The organism is Rhizobium sp. rho-13.1, from assembly GCF_007000305.1.
Classification (GTDB): domain Bacteria; phylum Pseudomonadota; class Alphaproteobacteria; order Rhizobiales; family Rhizobiaceae; genus Rhizobium; species Rhizobium rhododendri.
Map to the genome: position 1 here is coordinate 131,526 of NZ_SCFL01000006.1, position 24,038 is coordinate 155,563.

16 protein-coding genes are annotated in these 24,038 nt (G+C 52.4%); 8 read left to right on the forward strand and 8 right to left on the reverse strand.

Annotated elements, in window-relative coordinates; all coding sequences use genetic code 11:
* The first annotated feature begins 187 nt into the window (after positions 1 to 187).
* The 3 genes from EQW76_RS16930 to EQW76_RS16940 are packed head-to-tail and all read left to right on the forward strand — an operon-like array spanning position 188 to position 5,357.
* Entirely contained in the window at positions 188 to 1,591 is a 1,404-nt protein-coding gene (locus EQW76_RS16930) for a hypothetical protein (RefSeq protein WP_142831107.1), read from the forward strand.
* A complete protein-coding gene (locus EQW76_RS16935) occupies positions 1,588 to 3,627 on the forward strand; it encodes a glycosyltransferase (RefSeq protein ID WP_142831106.1) in 2,040 nt (679 codons plus the stop codon). Before EQW76_RS16930 ends, EQW76_RS16935 begins: the two co-directional genes overlap by 4 nt.
* Complete coding sequence (locus EQW76_RS16940; protein ID WP_142831105.1) at positions 3,624 to 5,357, forward strand: Wzz/FepE/Etk N-terminal domain-containing protein; 1,734 nt, start codon at positions 3,624 to 3,626, stop codon at positions 5,355 to 5,357. The genes EQW76_RS16935 and EQW76_RS16940 overlap by 4 nt, the downstream gene beginning before the upstream one ends.
* A 450-nt stretch (positions 5,358 to 5,807) precedes the next feature.
* Here EQW76_RS16940 and EQW76_RS16945 read toward each other — a convergent pair whose 3' ends face one another.
* Positions 5,808 to 7,247 carry a lipopolysaccharide biosynthesis protein gene (locus tag EQW76_RS16945; protein ID WP_142831104.1) on the reverse strand — a complete coding sequence of 480 codons (1,440 nt, stop codon included), beginning with the start codon at positions 7,245 to 7,247 and terminating at the stop codon, positions 5,808 to 5,810.
* 495 nt (positions 7,248 to 7,742) lie between these two features.
* On the opposite strand from EQW76_RS16945, the gene EQW76_RS16950 reads away from it, so the two are divergent.
* From EQW76_RS16950 to EQW76_RS16960, 3 genes are all read left to right on the forward strand, one after another.
* Positions 7,743 to 9,077 carry an NAD(P)-binding protein gene (locus tag EQW76_RS16950; protein ID WP_142831103.1) on the forward strand — a complete coding sequence of 445 codons (1,335 nt, stop codon included), beginning with the start codon at positions 7,743 to 7,745 and terminating at the stop codon, positions 9,075 to 9,077.
* A 101-nt stretch (positions 9,078 to 9,178) separates the two neighbouring features.
* Positions 9,179 to 10,276 (forward strand): glycosyltransferase family 4 protein, encoded by a 1,098-nt coding sequence (locus tag EQW76_RS16955; RefSeq protein WP_142831102.1) that lies wholly within the window; start codon positions 9,179 to 9,181, stop codon positions 10,274 to 10,276.
* Between the two features lie 23 nt (positions 10,277 to 10,299).
* Positions 10,300 to 11,232 (forward strand): 1,3-beta-glucanase, encoded by a 933-nt coding sequence (locus tag EQW76_RS16960; RefSeq protein WP_142831101.1) that lies wholly within the window; start codon positions 10,300 to 10,302, stop codon positions 11,230 to 11,232.
* A gap of 30 nt (positions 11,233 to 11,262) precedes the next feature.
* Here EQW76_RS16960 and EQW76_RS16965 read toward each other — a convergent pair whose 3' ends face one another.
* Both EQW76_RS16965 and EQW76_RS16970 read right to left on the reverse strand, forming a co-directional pair.
* Positions 11,263 to 12,066, reverse strand: a complete 804-nt coding sequence (locus EQW76_RS16965; RefSeq protein WP_142831100.1) for a YdcF family protein — start codon at positions 12,064 to 12,066, stop codon at positions 11,263 to 11,265.
* A gap of 263 nt (positions 12,067 to 12,329) precedes the next feature.
* Positions 12,330 to 13,478 (reverse strand): glycosyltransferase, encoded by a 1,149-nt coding sequence (locus EQW76_RS16970; RefSeq protein WP_142831099.1) that lies wholly within the window; start codon positions 13,476 to 13,478, stop codon positions 12,330 to 12,332.
* 711 nt (positions 13,479 to 14,189) lie between these two features.
* On the opposite strand from EQW76_RS16970, the gene EQW76_RS16975 reads away from it, so the two are divergent.
* Positions 14,190 to 15,647, forward strand: coding sequence for an efflux transporter outer membrane subunit (locus tag EQW76_RS16975; RefSeq protein ID WP_143122989.1), 1,458 nt, complete (start codon positions 14,190 to 14,192; stop codon positions 15,645 to 15,647).
* Positions 15,648 to 15,672: 25 nt separating this feature from the next.
* Here the strand turns inward: EQW76_RS16975 and EQW76_RS16980 are convergent, their stop codons facing one another.
* From EQW76_RS16980 to EQW76_RS17000, 5 genes are all read right to left on the reverse strand, one after another.
* The gene (locus EQW76_RS16980) at positions 15,673 to 16,701 is read right to left on the reverse strand and encodes a glycosyltransferase family 2 protein (RefSeq protein WP_142831097.1); all 1,029 of its coding nucleotides are present in this window, start codon (positions 16,699 to 16,701) and stop codon (positions 15,673 to 15,675) included.
* A gap of 136 nt (positions 16,702 to 16,837) precedes the next feature.
* Complete coding sequence (locus EQW76_RS16985; protein WP_142831096.1) at positions 16,838 to 17,527, reverse strand: hypothetical protein; 690 nt, start codon at positions 17,525 to 17,527, stop codon at positions 16,838 to 16,840.
* Between the two features lie 99 nt (positions 17,528 to 17,626).
* Positions 17,627 to 18,547: a hypothetical protein gene (locus tag EQW76_RS16990; protein WP_142831095.1), complete on the reverse strand. Its 921-nt coding sequence runs from the start codon at positions 18,545 to 18,547 to the stop codon at positions 17,627 to 17,629.
* 905 nt (positions 18,548 to 19,452) lie between these two features.
* Complete coding sequence (locus EQW76_RS16995) at positions 19,453 to 20,541, reverse strand: glycosyltransferase (RefSeq protein ID WP_142831094.1); 1,089 nt, start codon at positions 20,539 to 20,541, stop codon at positions 19,453 to 19,455.
* A gap of 171 nt (positions 20,542 to 20,712) precedes the next feature.
* Entirely contained in the window at positions 20,713 to 21,864 is a 1,152-nt protein-coding gene (locus EQW76_RS17000; protein WP_142831093.1) for a hypothetical protein, read from the reverse strand.
* 1,092 nt (positions 21,865 to 22,956) lie between these two features.
* Here EQW76_RS17000 and EQW76_RS17005 point away from each other — a divergent pair.
* On the forward strand, positions 22,957 to 23,721 hold the full coding sequence (locus EQW76_RS17005) for a lytic transglycosylase domain-containing protein (protein ID WP_244615416.1): 765 nt from the start codon (positions 22,957 to 22,959) through the stop codon (positions 23,719 to 23,721).
* Positions 23,722 to 24,038: the final 317 nt, after the last annotated feature.

Here is a 24,038-nt window from a genome sequence, read left to right on the forward strand (position 1 = left end):
GAGGTGAACCGATGTCGACCTCTGACAGGCATGTCTCACCAGACATGGACGCGTCGACGTGAGGCTCACCGAACCCCTGAAATATCGTGTTTAATAGAGTACAGTTGATGGCGGTGGTTCGAAACCATTTCAGCAGATATTTCTGGCTTCGCCATCAGTCTGTGGCGACACCGTTGCGTGTGCTGGCATGAGTGTCGAGCCGATCGGCATTGCAACGATCTTGATAGGATTTTATTGCCTCCTTCGGGGAAGTAACACAACAATTATCGCGGCGGCCATCGCTTCGATTTTCGGCGCATCTGCGGCAATGCTCGTTGGCGCAGCGAATATCCAACCAGGCCACGTTATTCTTGGTTTTCTGGCATTGGGTGTCATGACCCGGCGCGAGGAGGCGCGCGCCCTTGTCCAGGCATTGCGCCCCTCCGAGCCTGGCTTTTGGCTTGCTGGTCTGGTCATCTACGGACTGATCAGCGCCTACTTTTTACCGCGCCTGTTGGAAGGCGCTACACAGATCGTGCCGCTTGGCAGCACAGTCTATGGCGAAACTCGATCCACCGTTCCCCTGACCACTGTGTCCAGCAATTTGACGCAAAGCGTTTACATGGTTGGTAATTTTATTTGTTTTACCATCACCGTTGCCGTTGCATCAACTCATCGAGGCTTCAATTCTCTTGTCGCGGGGTTGCTGGCTTGCTCGGTGCTCATTGTCGTATTCGCCTTTCTCGATATCGCAACCTTTAGCACGGGAACTCAAGCGGTTCTGAGCTTCATGAGAAACGCACGATACACGCTTCATACGGATGAACAGGTTGCAGGTGTCAAGCGCATCGTCGGATCATTTACCGAAACGTCATCGTTCGCACGCACGGCGCTTGGTACGTTTGCTTTCTGCACAACGCTTTGGCTGTGTGGCAGACGCCCTTTTTTGACCGGACTTACCGGTTTGATCTCGCTTATCCTTGTCGTTTTGTCCACGTCATCGACAGGCCTGGCCGGCGCTCCTGTGATCCTCGTTCTTCTTTATGTGACCGCCCTGTCGTTGAGCGGTCGTCAGAAGACTCGCAGTTTAACAACAGCGGCAATTATTTTCCTTCCCATCATCATGCTGGCGGTTTGCCTCTGGGTCGCTATCGACCCTGTTTTGTCGAAGATCGTTTACAATTACGCCGACCTCGTTGTTCTTGGTAAAGCGTCAACCGATTCAGGGATTGAACGCAATTCTTGGAACGCGCTCGGCATTAAGAATTTTGTAGATAGCTATTACTTGGGTGTTGGTCTGGGGACCGCGCGTACTTCGAGCCTGCTGCTCGCATTGCTGTCAAATGTCGGGCTACCGGGATTATTTTTCTATTGCGCTTTTACCTATGGTGCTTTGCTCAAGCGCCGCGGCCTTCCTGGAAGTTTTACCGCAGATGTCCGGCTTTCGGCCCGTAATGGCTGTCTAGGTTTGATGTTCGGAGATCTCTTGGTGTCTTCGGCAATTGACCAAGGCTTGTTCTTCTATCTGCTGGCAGCCTTAGCCACAGCAGAGCCAGAGCGCGCGACACGGACAGCCGCAATACCCTATCCTTTCCTAGGAGTTAAGTCATGAGTGAGACGGCATCCTTCACGATCAACGGTCGCTTCCTTGTCCAGAAGGCAACTGGCGTGCAGCGGTACGCGACAAATGTTGTCAAAGCGTTGGATCAGTTGTTGGCGACATCTGCGAAGCGCGTGAAGATTGTATCGCCACGGGGCGCTCGCGATCTCGGCTTGGCGAATCTGAGCCTCATTGAGGCTGGCCCACTCGCTGGCCACTCCTGGGAGCAAATCATACTGCCAGTGCGATGCCAGGGGCGTCTTTTGAACCTGTGCAACACGGCGCCGCTTTTAAAGACCGATCAAATCCTGTGTATTCACGACGCAAATGTCTTTGCGTCCCCCGAGAGCTACGGGCGCACGTTCCGCGCAGCCTATCAGACACTGCAGCCGGTGCTGGCGCAACGATCAGCCCGCGTCACCGCCGTGTCTCACGCTGCAGCCCGTCAAATCGCACGGCATTTGCCCGTCTCCCTCAAAGATATTGCCGTTATTCCCAATGGACATGAACACGCCTTGAAATGGGATCCGGCAAAAGCCCAGATTGCACCTGACTTCATTCAAGTCCTGGAAGCAACGACAGGACGTCCGTTTGTACTGGTTCTGGGATCACGGGCGCGCCACAAAAATCTGTCGTTGCTCGTCAATGCGGCGCCAGATCTGGATGCGATTGGAATCAATCTTGTGGTTGCCGGTGGCGGAGATGGAATCTACGCGGCCGACATTCTTCAAAGTCGGCCCAACGTAAAATTTATCGGGCGCGTGACAGACGACGATCTAGCCTATCTACTCGACAATGCCCTCTGCTTAGCTTTTCCATCGTTTACGGAGGGCTTCGGCCTTCCGATTATCGAAGCTATGGCGCGCGGCTGCCCGGTTGTCGCGTCCGACTGTGCCAGCATGCCCGAAGTCTGTGGAGATGCAGCTCTAATGGCGTCCCCGAACGATGCTAAGGCTTGGGTCGACAGCATTCGGGCCCTGGTGCTTTCGCCCGAATTGCGTACCGATCTTGTCGGGCGCGGTCACGAGCAAGCGCAACGCTTTCGATGGTGCGACGCAGCTGCAGTTTATCTCGATTTGCTCGAGAGACCCTCGTCGCAGGCACAATCCTATAATCCACCGCAGCCACGCCTTCCCCGCACGGCCGTGGTTGTCGCGACAAGGGGACGGCCTGAGGTTGTGAAGGCGACTGTTCAATATCTGCTTGGTACGCAAACATTTGCGCCTGAGGCATTGATCGTCTCATGCGTCAATCTTGCAGATGCCGGCGATCTTGTTGACAACCCGGCGGTGACCGTGTTGACGGGCCCTCCGGGTCTTGCCGCACAGCGAAACACCGCGCTTGGCGCATTGCCGCCGACTGCCGAGATCGTGGCTTTTTTCGACGACGATTTCATCGCAGATAAAGAATGGCTTAGGAAGGCCGCCGCGACGTTTCGCGACGAAAGCCAGGTCATTGGCTTTACCGGTCGCGTCCTCAAAGACGGCATCACTGGAGATGCCGTCTCCTTCGACGAGGGCCTCCGTCTCATCGATTCCGCCCCGCCTTGCGATTGGACATGGATAGAGCCCTACAGTCCTTACGGCTGCAATATGGCGTTTCGCGTCAGCGCCATTGGCGACACGCGCTTCGATGAGCGGTTGGTACTGTATGGCTGGCTTGAGGACCGGGATTTTGCAGCAGCCATTGCAAAACCGGGCGGTCGGCTCGTCAAGGGCGCTGATGCTTTCGGCGTCCATATGGGAGTCAAAAGCGGCCGCGTCGCAGGAGACCGCCTCGGCTACTCTCAGATCGCCAATCCCATTTATCTCCTATTGAAGGGTACCATGTCGTCAAAGCGGGTCTTTACGCACATCGGTGCAAACATGCTGAGCAATTTCGTAAAAGCCCTGAAGCCGGAGCCGTTTATTGACCGACGCGGGCGAGCCAAGGGCAACTTGATTGCCATCGCAGATGTGGTGTGTGGGAAAATCACGCCTGAGAAGGCCGCAATGCTGTCCTCTGCAAGCCGTACGCTTAAAGTCAATGTAGGAGCGAAGTCGAGATGACGAATAACAGTCCGCAACCTTGGGAGCGCGCTTCGCGACTATGGCGCTTTGACACTACCCCCGCAGAAACTGTCAACGAAGGACCACTTGCACTTCTACGCTCAGCTGGGGTGCTTGCAACTCGTCATAAATATAAACTTGTCGTCTTTACCACAGTCGGTCTTGCGTTCGGAGTGGTCTATGCGCACTCGCTTCCGAAGGTTTACACAGCGACGGCGACCCTTCTCCTGGAACCTCGGCGCCAAGCTGCCGTGTCTGGTCAGGACGGCGGTGCACAGGGGCTCGATTTGAACCGCGCCGACAGTGAATTGCAAATCATTCGTTCCGAGCGTCTTTTGAGTACCGTGTTCGACACGCTCGAACTGCAGAAAAATCCGGAATTCGGTCCGCGCCCTCCATCCAAGGTGAGCGTAATGCTCTCCAGTTTAAGGGCTGTGGCGGAAAGCCGGTTGAGGTCCGCGTTTCCCTGGACTTCCACGGCACTCGACATGGCAGAGGCCACTCCCACCCCTGTCGGCCTGGGGGTAGAGGAAGAGCTTAGAAAGACAACTGATGCTCGCCAGGCGGCATTTTTGAACTTTACCAGACACATCGAGGCTCGCCGTCTTGGCCAATCCTATGTCATAGAAATAGACTTTTCATCCTCTGAGAGAGATTTGCCGGCAGTTGTAGCGAATGCGGCCGTCTCAGCCTACATCTTGCAATCCGTCGCCTTTAAATTGCAGATGGCAATCTCCGGTACCGAGGCCTTACAATGGCGTCTCGATGCACTCAACGCGCAGGTTGACGCTGCCACAACAGCGATCAAAAACGGAGCGTTACCAGCGATCGGAACGCCGGACGCGGATGCCCGCGTCATTGGCGCAGCCTTGGCGCCGTTGAGCCCGTCCGGCCCCAGGACCTCACTCATCATCGCTTTGGGAGGAGTGCTGGGTCTATTGATCGGGTTGTTCAGCCTTGCACTTAACCTGGCCTTCAACCGCAAAATTCGCAGTGCCAAGGAGTTGGCACGAGAGACGGGTGTAGTCTGCCTCGGCATCCTTCCGGATGCAGGTAGCCGCAGCAATGCAACTTGGCGGTCAGATGGCTACAGAGCTGCCATGGTTGTTGGTCAACCCCGCAGTCCATACGCTGCTGCAGTCCGCAATCTTCGAACGTCCATCGAGATTGCTTGCTCGTCGGTCCGCAGCGAACGAAGCGTCGTCGTTGCCATAGCCAGCTGGGACGCACCGAGCGGAGCGTCGACACTTTGCTTGAGTTTGGCCCAATTGATCAGCCATAGCGGCCGCCATGTCACACTGTTCAAAGCTGATGTGAACGAATTGCCTGACAATGCCTCGCAAGAGACATCCATGGCGACGAATCTCGCGGACATCTTGATCGCAGACGTGAAGCCCGAGGAAGTCATATTTACACATGGCGACTGTGATGACATCGCCGTCCTCCCTATTCACTCGAAGAATGCGGAATCAAATCTATTCGCCGACTTCAGAGATCGTCGAGTCTCTCGTCTCATTGAAACAGCTCGCATCTCCAGCGATGTCTTGTTAGATCTGCCACCGCTGACAGGATCGACAGACGCGTTGGCGTTGGCCATACATGCTGATGCTGTTGTGGTGGTCGTTACTGAGGGACGCACGACAATCGATGAGGCCATTGACACAATTCAACAACTGCGCAGGGCCGGAGCAAATGTAATTGGGACCGTCCTTAACCGTGCCAAGGCGTAGTAAAGGCGAGCCACCGCCACCTGAGAACCAGCAAAATGCTGCGGTGGTGGCGCTCGACCAGATGACAGACGAAACCTTGATCGAAGGAATGCTGTCTCGCTCGACTGCTTCAAGACGCAGCCCGCGACGTCCCGCGTCCACTGCCCGTCAGATTATGCTTACAACCAACTACCAGCGCGGTGTGCTTGTGGATGCAGCGCCCTGAACAGTGCTTTTTCAAGTTGAGGAAATTCCGGGGCTTTCAAATCGACCCTAACTATTCCTTGTCCTATGCTTGTTAGCGCGTTACTTCACCATCGAAATTCGGACAACGGAAAAGTAATGAAGCGTTTTGGCGGCTTCAACCCAATGAATTCCGGTCCCCGCTAGGGTGAAACGATCAGCCCCGACGGACGAACTGGCCGACCACACTAGCGGTCACGTCAACCGGTTTCGCGGTCAAGCAGGGCTTCATGCCTGGTCAATGATTTCGAACCTGCCGCGGCCGACGGAAAGTCTCATCCCCAGTGCCAGAAGGGAAAGCGTATAGGCGACTGCTCCAGCCGCAGACACCATCACCAACTCAACGGTATGGTTCAATGGATACCCGACAAGTTGGTAACGCAATGCTAGAACGATGACCGCCATGCACCCGTTGGCTGCCCCCACTTTCCAGAGATTTTTTAACTGAACAACTATGTTGAGCGACAGCAATCGGCGAGCCTCCAAAACGTAGAAGCCGAACATGATGACAGACAGGAGCACTCTCGCTACGCTCGCGCCTATGTAGGAGTAGAGCAAGATACCCGTCGAAATTAGAATAATCCGCAACATCAGGTCTATGGCATTTAGTTTGAAGAGAATATTTGGGCGATTCACCGCCAAACCCACCGAATAAAGGGTTTGGAAATACGGCGTCGTGATCACTGACAGGGCGAGGATACTCAGTGCCGGCGCAGCACCTTGCCATTTTGCACCAAGCAATATCTCCGTCAGCAGATCTGCCGTCAGGGAAATCCCCACGCAGATCGGCAACGATATCAACATCGCAAAACGGGCAGTCTTTAAAAATGCGAGCCTGAGACGCTCCACATCCCCGGAAATACGCGAAAATGCTGACATGACAGACTGCATGGCAGGCCCAATCACACTCTGCGATGGCAACCCAGCCAAATCGCTTGCAATCGCGTATCGGCCAAGTGTTGCATTATCTGTGGCCGCTCCGATGAAAACGCGGTCGAATTGCCAATTCAATGCGGAGACAAGCTGAGACCCACTGAACCAACCTATAAAACTCGAGAAGTCTGAGAAGCGTGCCAGTGAGAATGCCGGCCTGTAGGGTGCCAGTACATAGGATACGATTGCCGAAATGATGCAGTTTGACACAAAATTCGCAGCAATCGCCCAGTATCCACCGCCCAATAAGACGATCGAGATCGTCAAAAAGAATGAGAAAAATTTGCCGCTGAACTCCATCATGAAGGCCCGTCTAAAGTCCAAATCACGCGCGAAATGAACCATCGCGGGGCTGTTGAAACCTTTGACGAAGGGGCCAACCGTCAAAACTGCGACAAGGGGTACAAGCGCGCTGTTATCATTGAAGAATGAAAAGGGCCATGCAGCGCAAAAGATGATGATCGCAATCAGTACGCTTCTCAGGATGCTCAACGTAAAACCCGTATCGAGATGCGTCTTATCGATTACGTCTAAGCGCAATAGCGCTTGGGTCACGGGCATCTCGAGCACAGTGTCCACCACTGCAACAAGAGACATACCCAAGGCGGCTAGCCCGAAGTCCGATGGTGTTAAAATCCGTGCCAAAACTAGCAATGTAAAGAAGTCGACTATTTTTCCTGCGAACCGCGAGACGATTAGCCAGCTAGCACCCTGAACCGCTTTAAAGGCAAGCATTGTGGCTCACTTGGTTGGCACGTGACAAAACGCAGCCACGCAACGTTACTTTCACAAAAGAGCGTCGGGCAATGCTGAGCGAAAAACAGCAAGCAGGGCCAATCTTCGAAAGCGACCTTTCTAGAGAGTATCCTACCGGCAGAAAATCGGCCGTCACCCGCAATCGAGCTTTGGACTTGGGGGCATCAAGGCGTTGGCGCTGCACTTATCCATCCTTTGATCGCGAAAATATCAGTCAAGTACGAACGGAGACGTCGAAGAACACTGGAAATGCATCACCAAGACGTACCACGTTTTCCTACATATAGGCTACAGGATATAAAATCGGTCCGCTCAGCCATAGTCAAAGAAAATCTCGGATATTTGGACAAATAGTGCGCTACGATCAGAACCAAATTCAACAACGATGCAGATATCTCGCCTGTTCTGCCAATTAGACTTTAAAATTCTTTTTTTTGAGATATCATAAATTTAGCGGCGGAGCGGGGACGTTTTATGACCGACAACCTTATTCATCAGGACCGCGCATCCTATTTCCTTGAGGAAGAATTTGACGCAGTTGTACTTGGTGCTGGAATATCGGGGCTCGTATCGGCGGCCATTTTATCGCGTCAAGGACACCGTAACATTCTCATCATTGACGACTATGAGCACGTTGGTGGAAACCACCTGGACTGGTCCTCAAATGGTTATACTTTTGATATTGGCAGCTTAGTTTTCCAGGATGATTCACCGCTCCTGTTCTATTTCCCAGAATTGCTATCTCTGTATCTACCAATTGAGCCGGAGTGGGCGCGATTGAACCCACAGGGAATGGTGACGAGCTATCCAATCTCGATCCGCGATGACATCTTTGGTAGTGGCCCCGTGGGCACCGTCAGGATATTCGCATCGGTCATCTTTTCTCGTCTCTTCAGGCGGCGAATGGACAATGCGCACGACTTTGCGCGCTTCTGGATAGGGGAATACCTGCTGGGACGTTCTGGGCTGGAGTCGTACATGCAGCGCTTCTACGGCATCTCGACCACAGAGATCGATATCGATTTGGCCAAAAAGCGCATGATGTGGATCAGCGAGCACGCGTCGTTGCGAAAGCTACTAGCGCGGTTGCTCCCGCGACGACCTTCGGGCAAACCAAATCGGCAATTGGCCAGGCCGAAAGCCGGCTTCAGCGCTTTGTATAAAGTGGCTGTTGACAAGCTTGAGACCGAGGGGGTCGCTGTCAGTTTGTCGGCGCAAATGAGAAGCATTGAGAAAGCCGGAAGTCAGTTTCGGTTGCGCACGAAAGATCGGATCGTCGTCACCAGCAGACTTATATCTACCATTCCGATCGAACGGACGGTCGCACTATGCGGCTTGGACCCCGGCCCTCCTCTCGAAACAATAACGCTGATCGGATTGTTTTTCAGTTTCAAAGGCGACCGCGGTTTCCGCCAGCCAATTATCTACAATTTCTCGTACAAAGGCGCTTGGAAGCGGCTGACTATGCATTCGGATTTTTACGGCCTGGTTGACGCTCGAGAGTATTTTGGTGCCGAGGTCATCGCCCATCACGCAGGCGGTACGATTGAGAGCGCTGAAGCAGATTTTCGTGAACACGTCTCTGAAAACGGCCTTTTCAAAGGCGAGCTTAGATTGGAAGGCGCCCGCGTGCTTAGCCATGCCTATCCTATCTACAGACGGGGAGCCGCCCAACATGCAGCAGAGGCAATAGAAAAACTGCGCGTATTCGGCATTGAATCTTTCGGTCGACAAGGCGGGTTCAATTATCAACCCACTGCACGATCTTCAACTGTGGAGGCCGAAGAAGCGCTCCGTCCAGCAGCTTAACCGTTTGCTTCAATTTACGCCCGGTTCTCTGACCTGACGTGGCGGCAGTCCGAACGTGGCTTGAAAGTCCAGCAATCACCACAAAATGCCCGGAGGCGTATTTGCGCATATTGCATATTCTCAATCACACAAATCGCTCCAACGGCCATGTCCATGCAGCAGTGGATCTTGCTTGCGCTCAGGCCAAGCTGGGACATAATGTCTGTTTGGCCAGCGGGGGCGGAGATTTCGATGAGCTGCTATCTCAAAACTCGGTTTCTCAGACCACTCTCTCCCATCAGCGCTCGCCCCTGTCCGCACTCAGGTCAATTGCTGCCTTGCGCGCTTTTGTCCGAAATTGGCAACCTGATATCGTTCACGCCCATATGATGACGAGCGCAGTGCTCGCATGGCCGGTGTGCAAGATCGCGGGCGTTCCCCTCATCACAACTGTCCACAATGAGTTTGAGAAAAGTGCTATCTTGATGGGGTTGGGTTCACGCGTCATAGCGGTGAGCGACGCGGTTGGCGCTTCCATGATCAAGCGTGGCATCAGTGCTCGACGCCTGCGTGTGGTTTTGAACGGAACAATCGGTTGTGCCCGTTCCGGGAACCGAACACATGTTGAATTGGCATTGCAATCTCCCAACGTCCTTTTCGTCGGCGGCCTGCACCCCAGGAAGGGGCTCCCAGATCTGCTCGAGGCGTTCCAAATAGCGCACCGGGATGTCCCGAACTCGAGGCTGTATGTGATTGGCGGCGGGCCGTTCGAGCAAGAATATCGCGACATGGCTTCAAGGATGGAGTGCGCCAGCGCCATCCTTTTTATGGGTCCACAAGATGATCCTTTCCGTTGGATGGCAAGTGCGGATATTTTCGCGTTGCCTTCGCATGCCGACCCCGCGCCCCTTGTGCTTTCGGAAGCGCGGGAGGCGGGGTGTGCAATCATCGGAGCGAACGTCGATGGCATACCGCAGTTGATTGAGTTCGGTGCGGCAGGATTGCTTGTCGAGCCGAGAGATATCGTCGGTTGGGCAAGAGTACTTAGATGTTTATTTGAAAGCCCGTCGCTGGTTGAGGAATGGCAACGCAAGAGCCAGTTCAACATTGAGCGCATGACTATAAAGCGCGTGGCTGCCGAAACGCTCGACGTTTACAAGAGCGCCCTGCGTGACAAGTCGCCGATCGTAAGCGGCTCCACGTACCCGGCAACAAAATGAAACTGATAGACCTGGAGGATACGATGGCAGTTTTGAAATCCCGGCGCGACGTGTTGATTGGATCGGCAGCGCTTGCAGCGGCAGGCACCTTGATCATGATAGGCACTGATGTGCAAGCTGATGAAACCGAAGACCCCACCAAGGACATGTCGCTGACATTTGACGAGAACTTTGCCATGTTGGATCCCGCCATATGGTACGCCGGCGCAAAACCAAGCACATCTGATACAGGCTTTTATGGACGATCAGCGTTCAGTCGGATCAACGGCGAAGATGGCTACAATCCATATGCGATCATTGACGACCCCTCGACAGAAAATGGCAAGGCATTGCAAATGTCGGTCCGTCATCTGGGTCGCAAAATGAATGTGCCAAATTATTATGGCAACGATAATCCAGAATATCAGTGGGTATCTGGGAACATTCAGACAGCCAAGCCCGATGGGACAATCCTGCAGGGCTGGCGAGAGGGATATTTCGAAGCAAGAATGTGGTTTCCGGCCCATTTCCTGACGTTCCCCGCATTCTGGCTGATGAACGGCAGAAGCATTCTTCACCCACAGACCACTGTCGAGCTCGACATCGTCGAGCAAAAGGGATCGGAAAGTGATCTATACGGGGCTTACCTGCACGAATGGGGACAACCGAACGAGCATCACCAAGGCGTTGGCGTTCCGACCGACGTCGACATCACCAAGGGATATTTCCGCTACGGACTTCTTGTGAAAGACGCAAAGTTCAGGCTCTATTTCGAGCGCAAGCCAGTTATCGACCCCAAAACCCTCGAACCTGTAAACTGGACGATCGGAAGAGCAGCCGAGATGCAGTCTAACAACGATGTGTACTGGCCGATACTAACATTGGCGCTGCGGGCCGACGTTCCCTATCCCACTCAGCTAGATCCAAACGATTATGAGGCCCACATGCGCGTCGACTATGTCCGGGTCTACACCTGAACTAAGACCGTTATTGGTGTCGCGCCGCTCTTACTGATTTTGACTAGGACCTGGGTAGAGCGAAGAGGTTCGACCACTCATATAATAGCCAACCATGCCTATCCATTCCTTCGCAGCCACGCCAAGGAGTGATGCGTTTGCCTCCGGCTGAGATATGTCAAATCGCAAGCTCTCCGTTCCAATTGTGCGATAATCGGTAACCCATGGTATCACATCGATACCCAGTTTACGGAATATACCAACAGACCGCGGCATATGGAAGCCAGAGGTAACGAGAAGGCAGTGGGACAAACCATTGGCCTCGAGGAGTTTCTTGGTATTGATGGCGTTCTCGAAGGTCGTGCGGGATGTGCTGTCTTGCAGTAGCCTGTCATGTTTGATTCCAAAGACAGTGAACATCCTCTCGGCGATAATTCCATCTCCCAAGTAACCGCCGGTAATAAAACCGTCCCCTCCTGATACGATAATGCGCATAGCAGAAAACTTGTTGGCCAGTCGGAGTGCTTCCACAAACCGGTCCCCCGCATCCGTCATTTCGTATCCCCCTCGGACTGTATCAACGTCGTTGGTAAAACCACCCCCCAATATGATGGCGCACTGAACATCGAGTGGATCAGCAGAAGGGCGCGGAAAGCGATCCTCCAAAGCTTCAACCATGACAACCCCGGTCGTTGTGAACAAAGCGACAAGAAGAATGGAAGCCGGCACCAGGACAAGCAACAAGCTGAGCCGCCGTCTGCGGAACCAGATGGCAACAAGTGCGAAGACGCAAAAAATGAGAGAAAGAGAAAAAGGTTGCAGAAGTATCCAAATGACTTTTGAAATAATGAACATTTTGTTCGCCTAAAAAGGATTAGATTTCCTGGAAGTCGGAGCGTTCGGACGACGTTCCCACCGTGAATTGACTTGCCAATGCCAAAGTCTCCGTCAACGATTGGACTACGGTCAGCCAACCGTCTTAGCTACCTCATTATCGGTTCTCACCGGTTTCATGTGATGGCCGACTAGAGGGCTCGATAGCCTTGCTCTGCCAATTGGTTCGAGGGACGGCCAAACCTGCGCCACCGGCTTTCACACTTTCTAACCGATCACCGAGCCTAGAACGCCGGTACGTCTCCCATTTTCACTGGTGCCCTGCCCGCGGCTGTCAGTATCGCCGCTGCATGGACATCAACGATCCGATCGACGTCAAAGCGAGAAACATAAGCTTTCCGATAATCTGAATACGTTTTCTCATAGCGGAGATTGTCGACGTAATAAGCCATAGCGGCCACCAGTTGTTCAATCTTATCAGCCTGAACCAGACGTCCCAGCTTTTCGTCGGTGAGGATGTCGCTAGGACCGAACTGACAATCAGTGGAGACCACCGGCATGCCAAATCGCAGAGCTTCGCAAATCGCCAACGACCATCCTTCCCAGCGCGATGTTGAAACAAAAACATCGCTCGCTGACAACGCGGGAGCTGGATTGTCCGGAAGATTGTCAAAAGTAATCACAGATTGCATGTTCAGTTGTGAAACTTGCTGGCGCAAGGCGGCCTCGTCTTCTCCGTATCCGACGATCCTCAGCCTTACGTTTTTTCGTATTCTTGCCAACTCCGAGAATGCAGATATCAGAATATCCTGCCCCTTCTGGTGGGTGAAGCGCCCCACATTGACGAAGGTCACAAAGTCCTGATCGATGGCACAATTCGATTGATCGTCGAACCGTCTGACGGGATTTGGCAGCCAGGTCTGGCGCACCTCACTGCCAAACATCTTTCTAAAGCTTTCCAACTGCCGCGGCGAAGTTCCAAAAACGTCGGACACGTGCCGCAAAAAATAGAACTTCATGAGGAAAAATAACACCTTCGCCTTCCAGTGACTGCATTCCCTATGCGGATTTCCATGCAAATAGACGGCGATACGCTGAGGGATACCAAGACACGCGATCATCACTAGAACTGCAGGTTCTATCTGAGGCACGACGACGAGCTGGTAGTCCTTGCATGACACGGTGCGCCGGCAAATTTTCATCATATGAAGAGTATTTCGACTGATGCGGGTGATCTCATTATAAGCGGGACGGGATTTCGGTCTATTCTTGTGCTCGGATGTGTAGAGCACATCCAATTCGATCGAAGCACCAAACTTGCGACTAATCTCAGAGCAAACTGTATCCACAACGTGTTCCACGCCGGCAAATGATTTAGTATTTTGTTGTATATATAATATTTTTATTTTTTTATTTACGACGATTGACGACATTAGCGATATAAAACTCCGCCTAAAGATAAATTACCGTAATAGAATGTTCTTTCAGGCCATTTTTCACAAAATAACGTCTAACTCAGCACCTTGAGGAGGAGTGCCTCCGCAAGTTCCAGAGCTATTATCTTATCTACCCCTAGTGCAAATCAACGGGCAATTGAATTCTTATTTCATTCGAAATAGAATGACTGCGAAATATGACTGATCAAATTCCAAAGAGGCGGGGTGCGAATAATGGTGCCCGTGACCTGCTCATGACAGTTTAAGCGCCGTCTTCGGTCACACCACGAGAAATATTTGGCATAAAATATCGTCCAGCTTACCGTTTTGTAACGCGTGCACCATGGCTATATGCGAAACGCAGCTTGCAGCGCCTTCCGCTTTTCTGCATGCCCGCAACACGATTTACAATATTCAAAATATCTCATGTTTAGAAATAAGGCTAGATTCCATCTTCTAGACTATCTGTACTCACCATATGCTATATACAGCTACGACTGTGTAATTCCGTCAAAGGTTTTTTTTGAATTACAACTTTCATTCTGTGATTCCATACTTGAATGATACGTTTTATTAACCCATTAATGGCTTCATTGACGGAGCGAATGGTTTTGTGAATTTCGATTCGAGGCGCAGCAACACGATTCAGGTGGTGATAACCAGAACGGTGCGATCTCCTCGCTGAAACAAGCTTTTGGGGGATCTGGCGTGGTTTTTATTTCAAGGTGCGCTCCTGCCATCCTCCTGGTTCTTTCGGGCTGCGTCAGTGGCCCTGATTATAAGCCGCCAATCATGCCTTTGCCGGCCACTTTTTCAGAGCCGAGCGCCGGATCTTCTGATGGTATCGTCTCCAGGGAATGGTGGCGCGCCTATAGCGACGAGACACTGGAGGCGCTTGTCACCAGGGGACTCTCTCAGAATATTACCATTCTATCTGCGATTGAGGCGATCAACGCAGCCCAAGGTGATGTCGTCGTCGCTGGATCTGGTGGGTTGCCAAACATCGCAGTTGGCGCGGACCAAACCATAAGCGGTGAAACGGGAAATCTCCGCACAGCGGCGAGCAGCACCAGTACGTCTCGCGGGGGAGCAACGTCTTCATGGCTACTCGATTTCTTTGGGCAGTACCGTCGAGCCCGTGAGGGTGCGTTGGACTCGCTCGATGCTGCCTTTGCGACTGTCGATGTCGCCCGCCTGGCTTACGTGCAGGACGTGGTCACCGGATACATAAATGCGCGCTACTATCAGATTCGTATTTCGATCGCCCGGGAAAACCTAAAATCTCGACGAGACACGCTTAACCTTACAAAGTTCCAGCTCACTGCCGGCGCTGCTTCGAGGTTGGATGTTGTTCAGGCGGAGGGACTGGTCAACTCGACACTTTCGGAAGTTCCCGGTTTGGAAGTAAGCTATCGCCGGGAGGTTCACCACATCGCGGCCTTGCTTGACGCGCCAGCAGCCGAAATTCTTGAGCTGATGAAACGCGGCGAAACGCAGCCAGTATACAAAGGTGGAGTCTTTGCGGGTGTCCCAGCGGATTTGATCCGCAATCGTCCGGATGTGCGTCGTGATGAAAGACAACTCGCCGCCGCTGTCGCACAGATAGGAATCGCTCAAGCCCAGCTGCTACCCAGCATCACACTCAATGGCAGTATCTCCCCCTCTTACATCCATACGGCCGGTCGCGGCGGAGGCTTGACCACCTGGTCTTTCGGCCCGGCCTTAAACCTGCCAATTCTCGATGGTGGCCTGCTGCGGGCAAACGTAAAAATCGCCGAATCCAACGCCAAGGTTGCCTACCTGACATGGAAAGGAACTGTGCTTACCGCCGTCGAAGAAGTCGAAAATGGTTTGGTGGCCGTCAACCGCGACCCGCAAACAATAGCAGCACTGCGTGCCCAGGTTAGGTCTTATCGCGACGCTGTATCGCTGTCGACGGCAAGCTATAAGGACGGAGCTTCCTCATTACTAGATGTTCTTGACGCACAACGCTCCGTTACCAATGCCCAGCAAAATCTGGCTGCTGCAGTCCAGCAACTTGCAACCGACTACGCAGCTTTAAATGTCGCCATTGGCGCCGGGCTTATCTTACCGACGGATAGCAAGGGTCAGTCGCGTCCCGCAGCCGAAAAGCATGTTGCAAAACTCGGCGTTTCTAACGAGTAGTCGAAGTTGCCTGTAAAAACAGGGATCATCGCCGAAACAGCCGTTTGATCATCGTGCGTAGCGGCGAATTTTTTTTAGGATTTATCCTGAACTCAACAATGGCTCGCGCAGCACTGTTGGGCAACAGAAATAACAAGCCGGCGACCAGATATCGAGACAGGGTCTCGACGCTCGAAAATGATTGCGCAATCTGCTGACAATACCGACGAAGAAGGGGGAGATCGATACGTTGTCCCTTGAGGATTTGCGCAAAAACCTCATGCTCCACCAGATACAAATAATCAGGCTTCATCTCAAACATCGCGCCGTCCAAGAGTTTTCCGTCCCTGCTCAGCCTTTCAAGATGTGCAAGGCGCAATCGAAATACCCGCATCGTCTTCTCCATCCCGAGGTGAGAACTTGAACCAAACCCAGACATATTGTTATTGTGGATCCTGTATTGTCCCAGAGCTTGATCAATGTGCACCACCCGGCCCTTGAAAGGGGCTGCTAAGTAAGCAATGCCATCAATTCCGAAATCGTAGTCGATGGCGCCAATCGTCAGGTACACATCGCGACGGTAAATATTGCCTGAGGTTGGCGGAGTAGGATAATATCCGTGACGATTGATACTCTCGATCATCTTTCGATTGTCGTAATCGGGAGTCAAACGCGGGAAGGCGTCCCCTATCTCTTGTCCCTGTGCATCTATGGGCTGCAGCATGTACTGAATTTTCGTGACATCGGGCTCCAGATAGGGGGACACAGTCAGAAGAGCTTTTTCGTCCAAGATATCGTCAGCATCGAGGAAGAGGACGTATTGACCTCGGGACGCCGCGAGACCGGTAAGGCACGCGGAAATAAAGCCGCGGTTTTCGGTGTTAATTCCTATTATTCTGTCTGAATAGCGGCTGATGACACTCCACGATGTGTCGGTCGATCCGTCATTGACCACAATGAGCTCAAAATCAGCACTTGGCTGATTGAGGACACTCTCGATAGCAATGGCTACATAATCTTTATAGTTGTAGCAGGTAATAATGACACTAAAACGCGGCTTGCCGTCGACGATCATTGATCTCACTCCAGCCACATAAACTAACCACGATGCCCCCGTTGTCGCTGAGCACCCATGCCATGATCGTGACGTCGCAGCGGACCACGATGTGAGCAGAAACGAAATGCAACTCGAACGATGATGGACACGAGGCTTACTCCGGAAGAGATTTCAGTTGGCTTTTCTTCGATCGAAACGCGCAAAGCGATACGACATTGGTGGCGTCGACATCTGGATGCGAATGCTGATAGTGTGCCCGAAGCAACATGCTTTTCAAATCCGTGCAAGGCAAACCACCTATCGGCTGGTCTGGAATACTTATATTCGGCTTTCCCGGCACATGAGAAAACAACGCGCTTTTCACAGTCGCTCTTCGCACAAGGATCGGGTCAGCCTCATCTTTAATGAGGATGTCGATCATGGAGGCCTGTGAGGCGACCCCTGCTGCGCGCAGCGTGACCTGCTTGATTGACGACCAATAAATAATCTGACCGGAGAAACGGTGGTAGACGATCCCGTCGGTCCTCACTGTGAAGAGTGGCTTCCACGGATTTCGTTTGCCCACAGACCACCCCAGGATGCTGAGGAACACACAAAATAGACCTGTCACCCAATGGTTTAGCATATCGCTCTCGCGAAAAAAACCGTGCTGCTGAGCCGAAATGTTGGCTGTGTAACAAGCGACAAGCACCGCGCACACAATCACAGATCGCCATAGTTCTCTATAGGAACCGCAATAAATGACGATCTCATCAGGATACGTGGTCCCTACCAAAACTGGATCATTTAGTTCAAAGACGGCAGTGCTCAGTGTTTTCGATCTGTTAGGACGAATTATGGCCATTGCCTGTCCTTTTCAGTGAAGCCACGCCACGATAACCGCCGAAGGTGTCGAGGACTGTTACGGCGTCAGAAGCTGAGTCTTTCCTTGACCATTTGCGCATCATGACGGTTCAGATGCCATCGGCCGATCTGGCGCAGCGATCGGCAAAGTAAGCGACTTCAACGCGTGCCTGACGGCTGCCGTCAGATAGACGGGTTGGACCGCGTTGCGGTACCGTCCGATGAGATCGCCCGCAATTCGCACCGAAAGTCGTGGACCAGACAGATGAGCTCCGCTGATATCCACACCAGATAAGACACGTATGCGAGGCACGGCGACGCCATTGATCAACGAGTCACGCTTCATGCGTGTCCGGCCGAGGGTGGAGACCAGATCATCGTTTGCGGTGTTGCCCCCGACCTTTTTGATGAACTGGTGCAACTTTCCGCCCACAGGACGTGTATGGCAGACGGTCACGCTGTCAAGAATAGCAACGGATTCGAGCTTTCCGCTAAGTTCAACCGCCAGTTTTGGCCAAACGAAATCCATTCCGAAACCGCTCTTGGAATCCTTTAGACTTTCCAGGGTCTTTGCCAGAATCGCTCGACTGAGCACCGGCACCATAATCTCCACGAAGTTGCTATACCGCAGGTCAAAGCTCGGGTGCTGAAGCGTGATCAGATGAGAATAATAGGAATTGCTGTCCAAAGATGGCTGATACACTAAGAGACCGTAACTCCGACCCGCCGCGAACAGTCGATTTATATCATTGGTCGTAGCCCTGATATCGTCGTCTGGAAACCAGAAGTACTCGTAACTTGTCAGTGCCTCAGGATGCTCTTTAAAAAAGCCATAGATCCCGTCCCACTTCCCGCCCTTGCCGCGATGCACATAATTTGCTTCAGGAAATAGCTTTATTTCGTCAGTTCCGAAGTAACTTACCGCCACATCGAATTGCCGTCCTTCTCCGCACCAACTTTCATGAAGACTTTGGTCTCCACAGCGCACCACCGCCAATGTGGGTGCCAATACAGGAGCCATGCAAACCTCCGACCGAATAATATTGGCACAACGCTGGAGCTCACACTATCGCACAGTCTTAATATTTCAAGCTTAATTTCCGATTAAAATTGACATAATTCACTCTTCCTTCGTATATTAGCCTGCACGATGGACAAGAATAATCGTAAAAGGAAGCTTACGTTGCGCTTTTGTTGTTCGGATAGAGCAGCGATAGCCGTCACAAACCCAACTATAAACGCTTATCTGATGAAATGGCGAACTCCATCAATTCAATTAGAAGCATAAGTCCTGCAATTCCGGAACGTTGAGCATTCAAGACAGAACTCCGAAGCAACGCAGAATAGATAGCCTTATGAAAATGTACAATTACTCAGAGATGCAGACTGACGACCTCATTAGCAGGTGTGGTGGAGACCCTGGCGCGATCATAATGAGAACGTGTATTGCATCCTGTACCTTCTTTTTCCTTTATTTCAGTTTGTATTTTTATGGCCTAGCTGGAAGCTTGCTTTTTTGGGGCCCCTGTACCTCAGGGGCGCTTACTTGTTTTATTCCATTGGCGGGAATGCAAAGTCGGTTTAAATCCCTATAGAGTAGACTTGGTAATGCACTTTACGGAATTTAATTCCGTTGCCGGGTGCAGTTTGCGAGGGCGCTCCTTCATAACGCTCGGCAGTTCGACGGTTGTCGACGCAGCCCATCTTCAGGCGATCTTTGCAGCCATCGGGCATTTTCCTGGGCTTAGCTCTCGACCGAGAAGTGCGTGTCTATTCAAGATTGGGCTGGGGCGCAGGAGGGTGCATCCGTCGCGATCATGAGCGGTAACGCAGAGATCCATCGCCATCCCGGCAGCATCGACCACCTCGGTGGAGGTTTGAGTGATCGGAACGATGGCTATGCTGCTTTCTCGAAACCTCATCTTGCTATCGCAAAGTGCCCAAAGAACCCGCTGAGCGCGTGAGGGCTCTGCCGTAGACCGCACTATAGTTTAAATATAGGTTGGTTATGGAAAACCGATCCAAATTCGACGAGGCGCGCCCTTTCATCTGCGACAGCAACTCAGGGTCTCTCAAAAGGATTTCCAATTTTTCCGTGAGATCTTTTGGATCGCCTGGCCGAACCAGAAACCCGGCCCGCCCTTCATCGAGGGCTTCGGGAATCCCTCCGACCTCTGTTGCAACTATTGCGCATCCAGCGCTACGGGCTTCGATATTTACGAGACCTAATGGTTCAGCTAGGGACGCCAGCACAAATATATCCGTTTTAGCTAGCACGGTGGCTGGATTGTTGATCTGACCCAAAAATCTAACGCGACCGCTTAGGCCAAGCTTTTCGGCTTGCCTTTCCAACTCGTCTTTGTCGGGTCCATCGCCCACAACGCAAAGTGTGACTTCATATTTCGCCGCCAACACAGCGAAAGCGCTGATTAAAAAGTTCACACCTTTTCGCGCATGAAGGCCGCATACCGTCGTTATAAGTATTCCTGGCGGTTTTTCGAATACGGCTTTATCCGGTAAAAGGCTTGTCCTGAAGCCGCCCAGTGTTGCGTTCAGTACCACATCAACCTTACTTTTCTTGAAGCCCATTTCACGAAGGCGGGCCGTATCTGAATTGCTGACCGCAACGATCCTATCGCCAAGTTTCATGATCGACGAATGTTTGTCGAAGGAATTGTGGACCGTCGTGACCAGCCTAGCGTTTGAAAATCTAGTCGCGAAATAACCAAAGATCGCGCCGGCCATCATGTGCGCATGGACAATGTCATACTTACTCCGCCTTACCAGAAGCGAAAGAGAAACAAGCGAAGCCGCCAATTTAAATGGATTTTTGCCGCGCTGCATAAGTTTAATATGATGCGCCCCCATCGCGCTTAGACCCTGTTCGTACTCGCCCCCATGGCTCGCGTAGCCCACAAAGTCACCACTCGCCGCCTGAATGCAGGCTAGATCAACAGCAAGGTGAACGTTTCCATGTCCATGATGACAATGATTGGCCAAATGAAGAACGCGCATTTTCCGATACCCCCCTAGTAATCCGGCACTATTCTGAGGGCAGCACCGTCGGCAATCTTTAAATTGCTACTCCCTTGCAAGATATAAGCTTAAGGTAGTGATTTTGTATACCTTCATGTAATCCACTAAGGAAAGCAGATAACCAGCAAGCCTTAGCGCATGCGGCTTCTATCATGATGAGGCAGGGTGAAGGGTGTCCAGGCCATTCAATCTCTCCGTTTTTGTCACAAAATACGAAGAATCTGATTGCCGCCCTTCACTCAACCCCGCATCTGTAACGCCATTCTTGAACAGACACTGAACGACCGAGATCGGATACGACTTGGCTTGCCATTGCAACCTCGAACGCGCAAGTCCCTGCCACACGGGGTCCGCATCGTTTTCGTGATTGTCAGGTCCAAACACGAACATGCCGCGACCAGTCGTCTGCATGTAAGCTGTCTCTATCATGCACTTTAGAAGGTGCGACGCGGCACCACTGCCGTGATCCTCTGCCGCTGCGGCCTCCATGAAGAACATGATCGGTCCAAACGTAATTCCCATAAAGCGAGCCAGCGTTTTGTCACCGCTGACGTTCCGAGCGGTGAAGCTAAACTTTGAGGTGGTAAGGACCCGGCTCAACGACCGAATGACCAGGCTCGCTCGCGACGTCAAAATACGCTTCTTTTTAAAAAGGCGAAGTCTAGAAAGCTCAAGTGGAACGAGGTCGCAGAAAATCTGCCATTGGCGGCGGATTGCAAAATCAAGGCCTGGATAGGACCGTTCGGCTTTCTGGACATTTCGCCGGGCATTTTTGCTGACCTCCTTGTAAAAAGCATCAAAACTCTCCCACCGCTTGAAATCAATCGCAATCATATCGACTGCCGCTGTCGATATGACGGACACTCCAGCGAGCGCGTGGAGCTCCGCAGATCGGCATTTATCCAGACACCAGTCAGATCCATAGCGATAGTATCCATCTCCCAGATGGCTAAGCACCGCCCGCATCGACAACGACCAAAGATGCCGATAGTCCGGGAGCACCTGAATGGCATCGCAGAACACATGGTCGCTCTTACGAATTCCGACCGCACATTGACCGATTTTCACCTGATCATCGGCGGTACACAATATAATGTCCAGCCGCACCAGTCTCATCAACGGGTTGTAGTCAATCTGCCACATCCGGGATGCATGAAAGGCGCAACGGAAAGACGCTTCGCATCTTTGAGCGAATGCGTCCCAACTGGTGGCTCCCTGTGTAAACGCAAAAACCCGGATTGCCACTGGGCTTTCCTGCAATTTGCGCGACGCGATATACAACTCCTGCGTCAATTCATCCACAACACATTCCTGCATAAAAACAGATGGATAGCTTTTCAGACATTTTTAGCCGCGTTCACTAGGAACTAGTTTTGGCTACACACAAGCATGTCAGTGTCATTATTTTAATCGGGTAAGATTAATTACTCATGGAGTCAACCATACCGGAATAACTTTACTCCAAAAATATTGCGGAATGTCAAGTGATGCCTGTTATTCTGACCGAGATATCTTCCAGCCACCCCATCGAAACCCAATACTCTATTCTATCGGAAATATTTGCTTTTGCCAGATGATGCGAGCGGCGGGTGGTCGGCCAATCTGTGACAGGGACGGTGTCCGCGCGCCGCGCAGAACGACGCGATCTCTGTGGGCCGCAATAGGTGCTTAATCTCGCAGCTCTTGGAGGACGTAGCGAGATGGAGTTTCGTTCTGCACGAGGGGCATGCCAGATCTCATACTGTTGCCATTTTCAATGCCGTCGCCTTTTATGGGACGTCGATCGAGCAGACATCGCACAAGATGTCTCCTCGTGCGGCTTGGCGCAAGGTTCAAGACGTACGGTCTGCTCTTCCGTGTTGTAGAACACTTTTAGGGTTAGCGATGATCGCACTACTTAGTATTCCCGCCGCAGCGTCGTCGATGTTTGTTCTGCTAGCGGTTTTTGCGCCGAGACTGGCACCATTGGTTGACGACTTCGAGGAGAGCAATGTTCTGCCCTTCAGGAAGCCCCATAGAACCAGTCATCTATCAGACTGACAGGCGTCAAGCGCGAGTTCCATTGTCCCATTTAGGGAAAGAAAAAGCTAGCGCGGTGAGAGCCTTCTAGACGCTTACGTCGTATTTTCCCTTTGCATTATTTCGCGAATGCGTCGACTGTGGCAGTGAGATAAGGCCTAGGTTTCAACCGCAGATCCACCTTCGAAAAGCGGTGCAAGGTTCGGGGAGCTTCCCTTGATAAGGCGCATCGCCCCAGCCGGTCTCGTAACCCTTACCATCTGCCTTTTCATTCAGTTATCTACAGTCGCTGCGTGGGGAGGTAGAGCCAGCCCGGCTTGTCTTTATTCGATGGTTGACGCCCCAGGTCGGGTACTTTGCATTCATGCCGGAAGCTTGAACCGCGACATTTGCAGCGCGATGGAAACCTTTGCGACGAGAAGCCAGCTACCGCCTGACTTCTTTGCACGTCTAATATGGCGCGAAAGCCGTTTTAGGGCGGAAGCAATCAGCCCAAAGGGTGCTCAGGGCATAGCGCAGTTCATGCCGGCTACCGCAGCGCTTCGTGGTCTGAAGGACAGCTTTGATGTATTGGAGGCCCTCCGGGCATCATCCCAATATTTGATGAAGCTTCGGACCCGCTTCGGTAATCTTGGACTCGCAGCTGCAGCCTATAATGCTGGAGAGCAGCGTGTTTCGACATTCCTGCTTGTCGGAGGCTTACCGTTGGAATCCAGGAACTATGTTTTTGGGATCACGGGGCACACCGCAGACGAGTGGAGGCGCTCGCCGAGCGACCTGATCCTTCCGCCACTTGACGAACACCGCGCGTTCATGGATGCCTGCGTCGCGCTTGCTGCCACACGACGTCTCGTGGAGCCAGCAGATCAATCTGAAGGTGTTTGGATGCCGTGGGGAGCACAATTGGCAGCAGCACCAAATAGTGTGACTGCGCGGGCGTTATTTACACGGATCTCTGCCAGGTTGCCGGCCCCTTTAAACACGGAGGCACCTTTGATTCTGCGCAAGATAGATCGGGATTTTGGATATAAACCGCGCTATTCTGCTCGAATAGGAAGGACGCAGCGTAGAGATGCGGAAGACGCCTGCAAAATTGTGGAGCGCGCCGGTTTTCCATGTTTGGTGTTCAAGAACTTTTAATGCATGAACGCGCAGACATCCTGAGCTAGCGTGCGCAACGAACAGCATCTCGTGCGTTTGCACGGGATATGACCGGGCGACCAACGCTCTGGAATAGCCGAGGTTGGCATGCGCCACCTGCAGCTCTCTTCGCTCGCTTCCAATGATCGCCCAGTCCTCCGACAAAACGAACTGAAATGCTTCGCCAGGCGCGAACGTTCCAGCCAATCGCCTGCAGCTCGATCTGCAAAGCGGCGCTCCACTTGCAAGCGAACGCTGCACTGGATTGTACTGGCCTTCATAACCAAGGCTCGTCAGTTCGGCGTCGAACTGCTTCA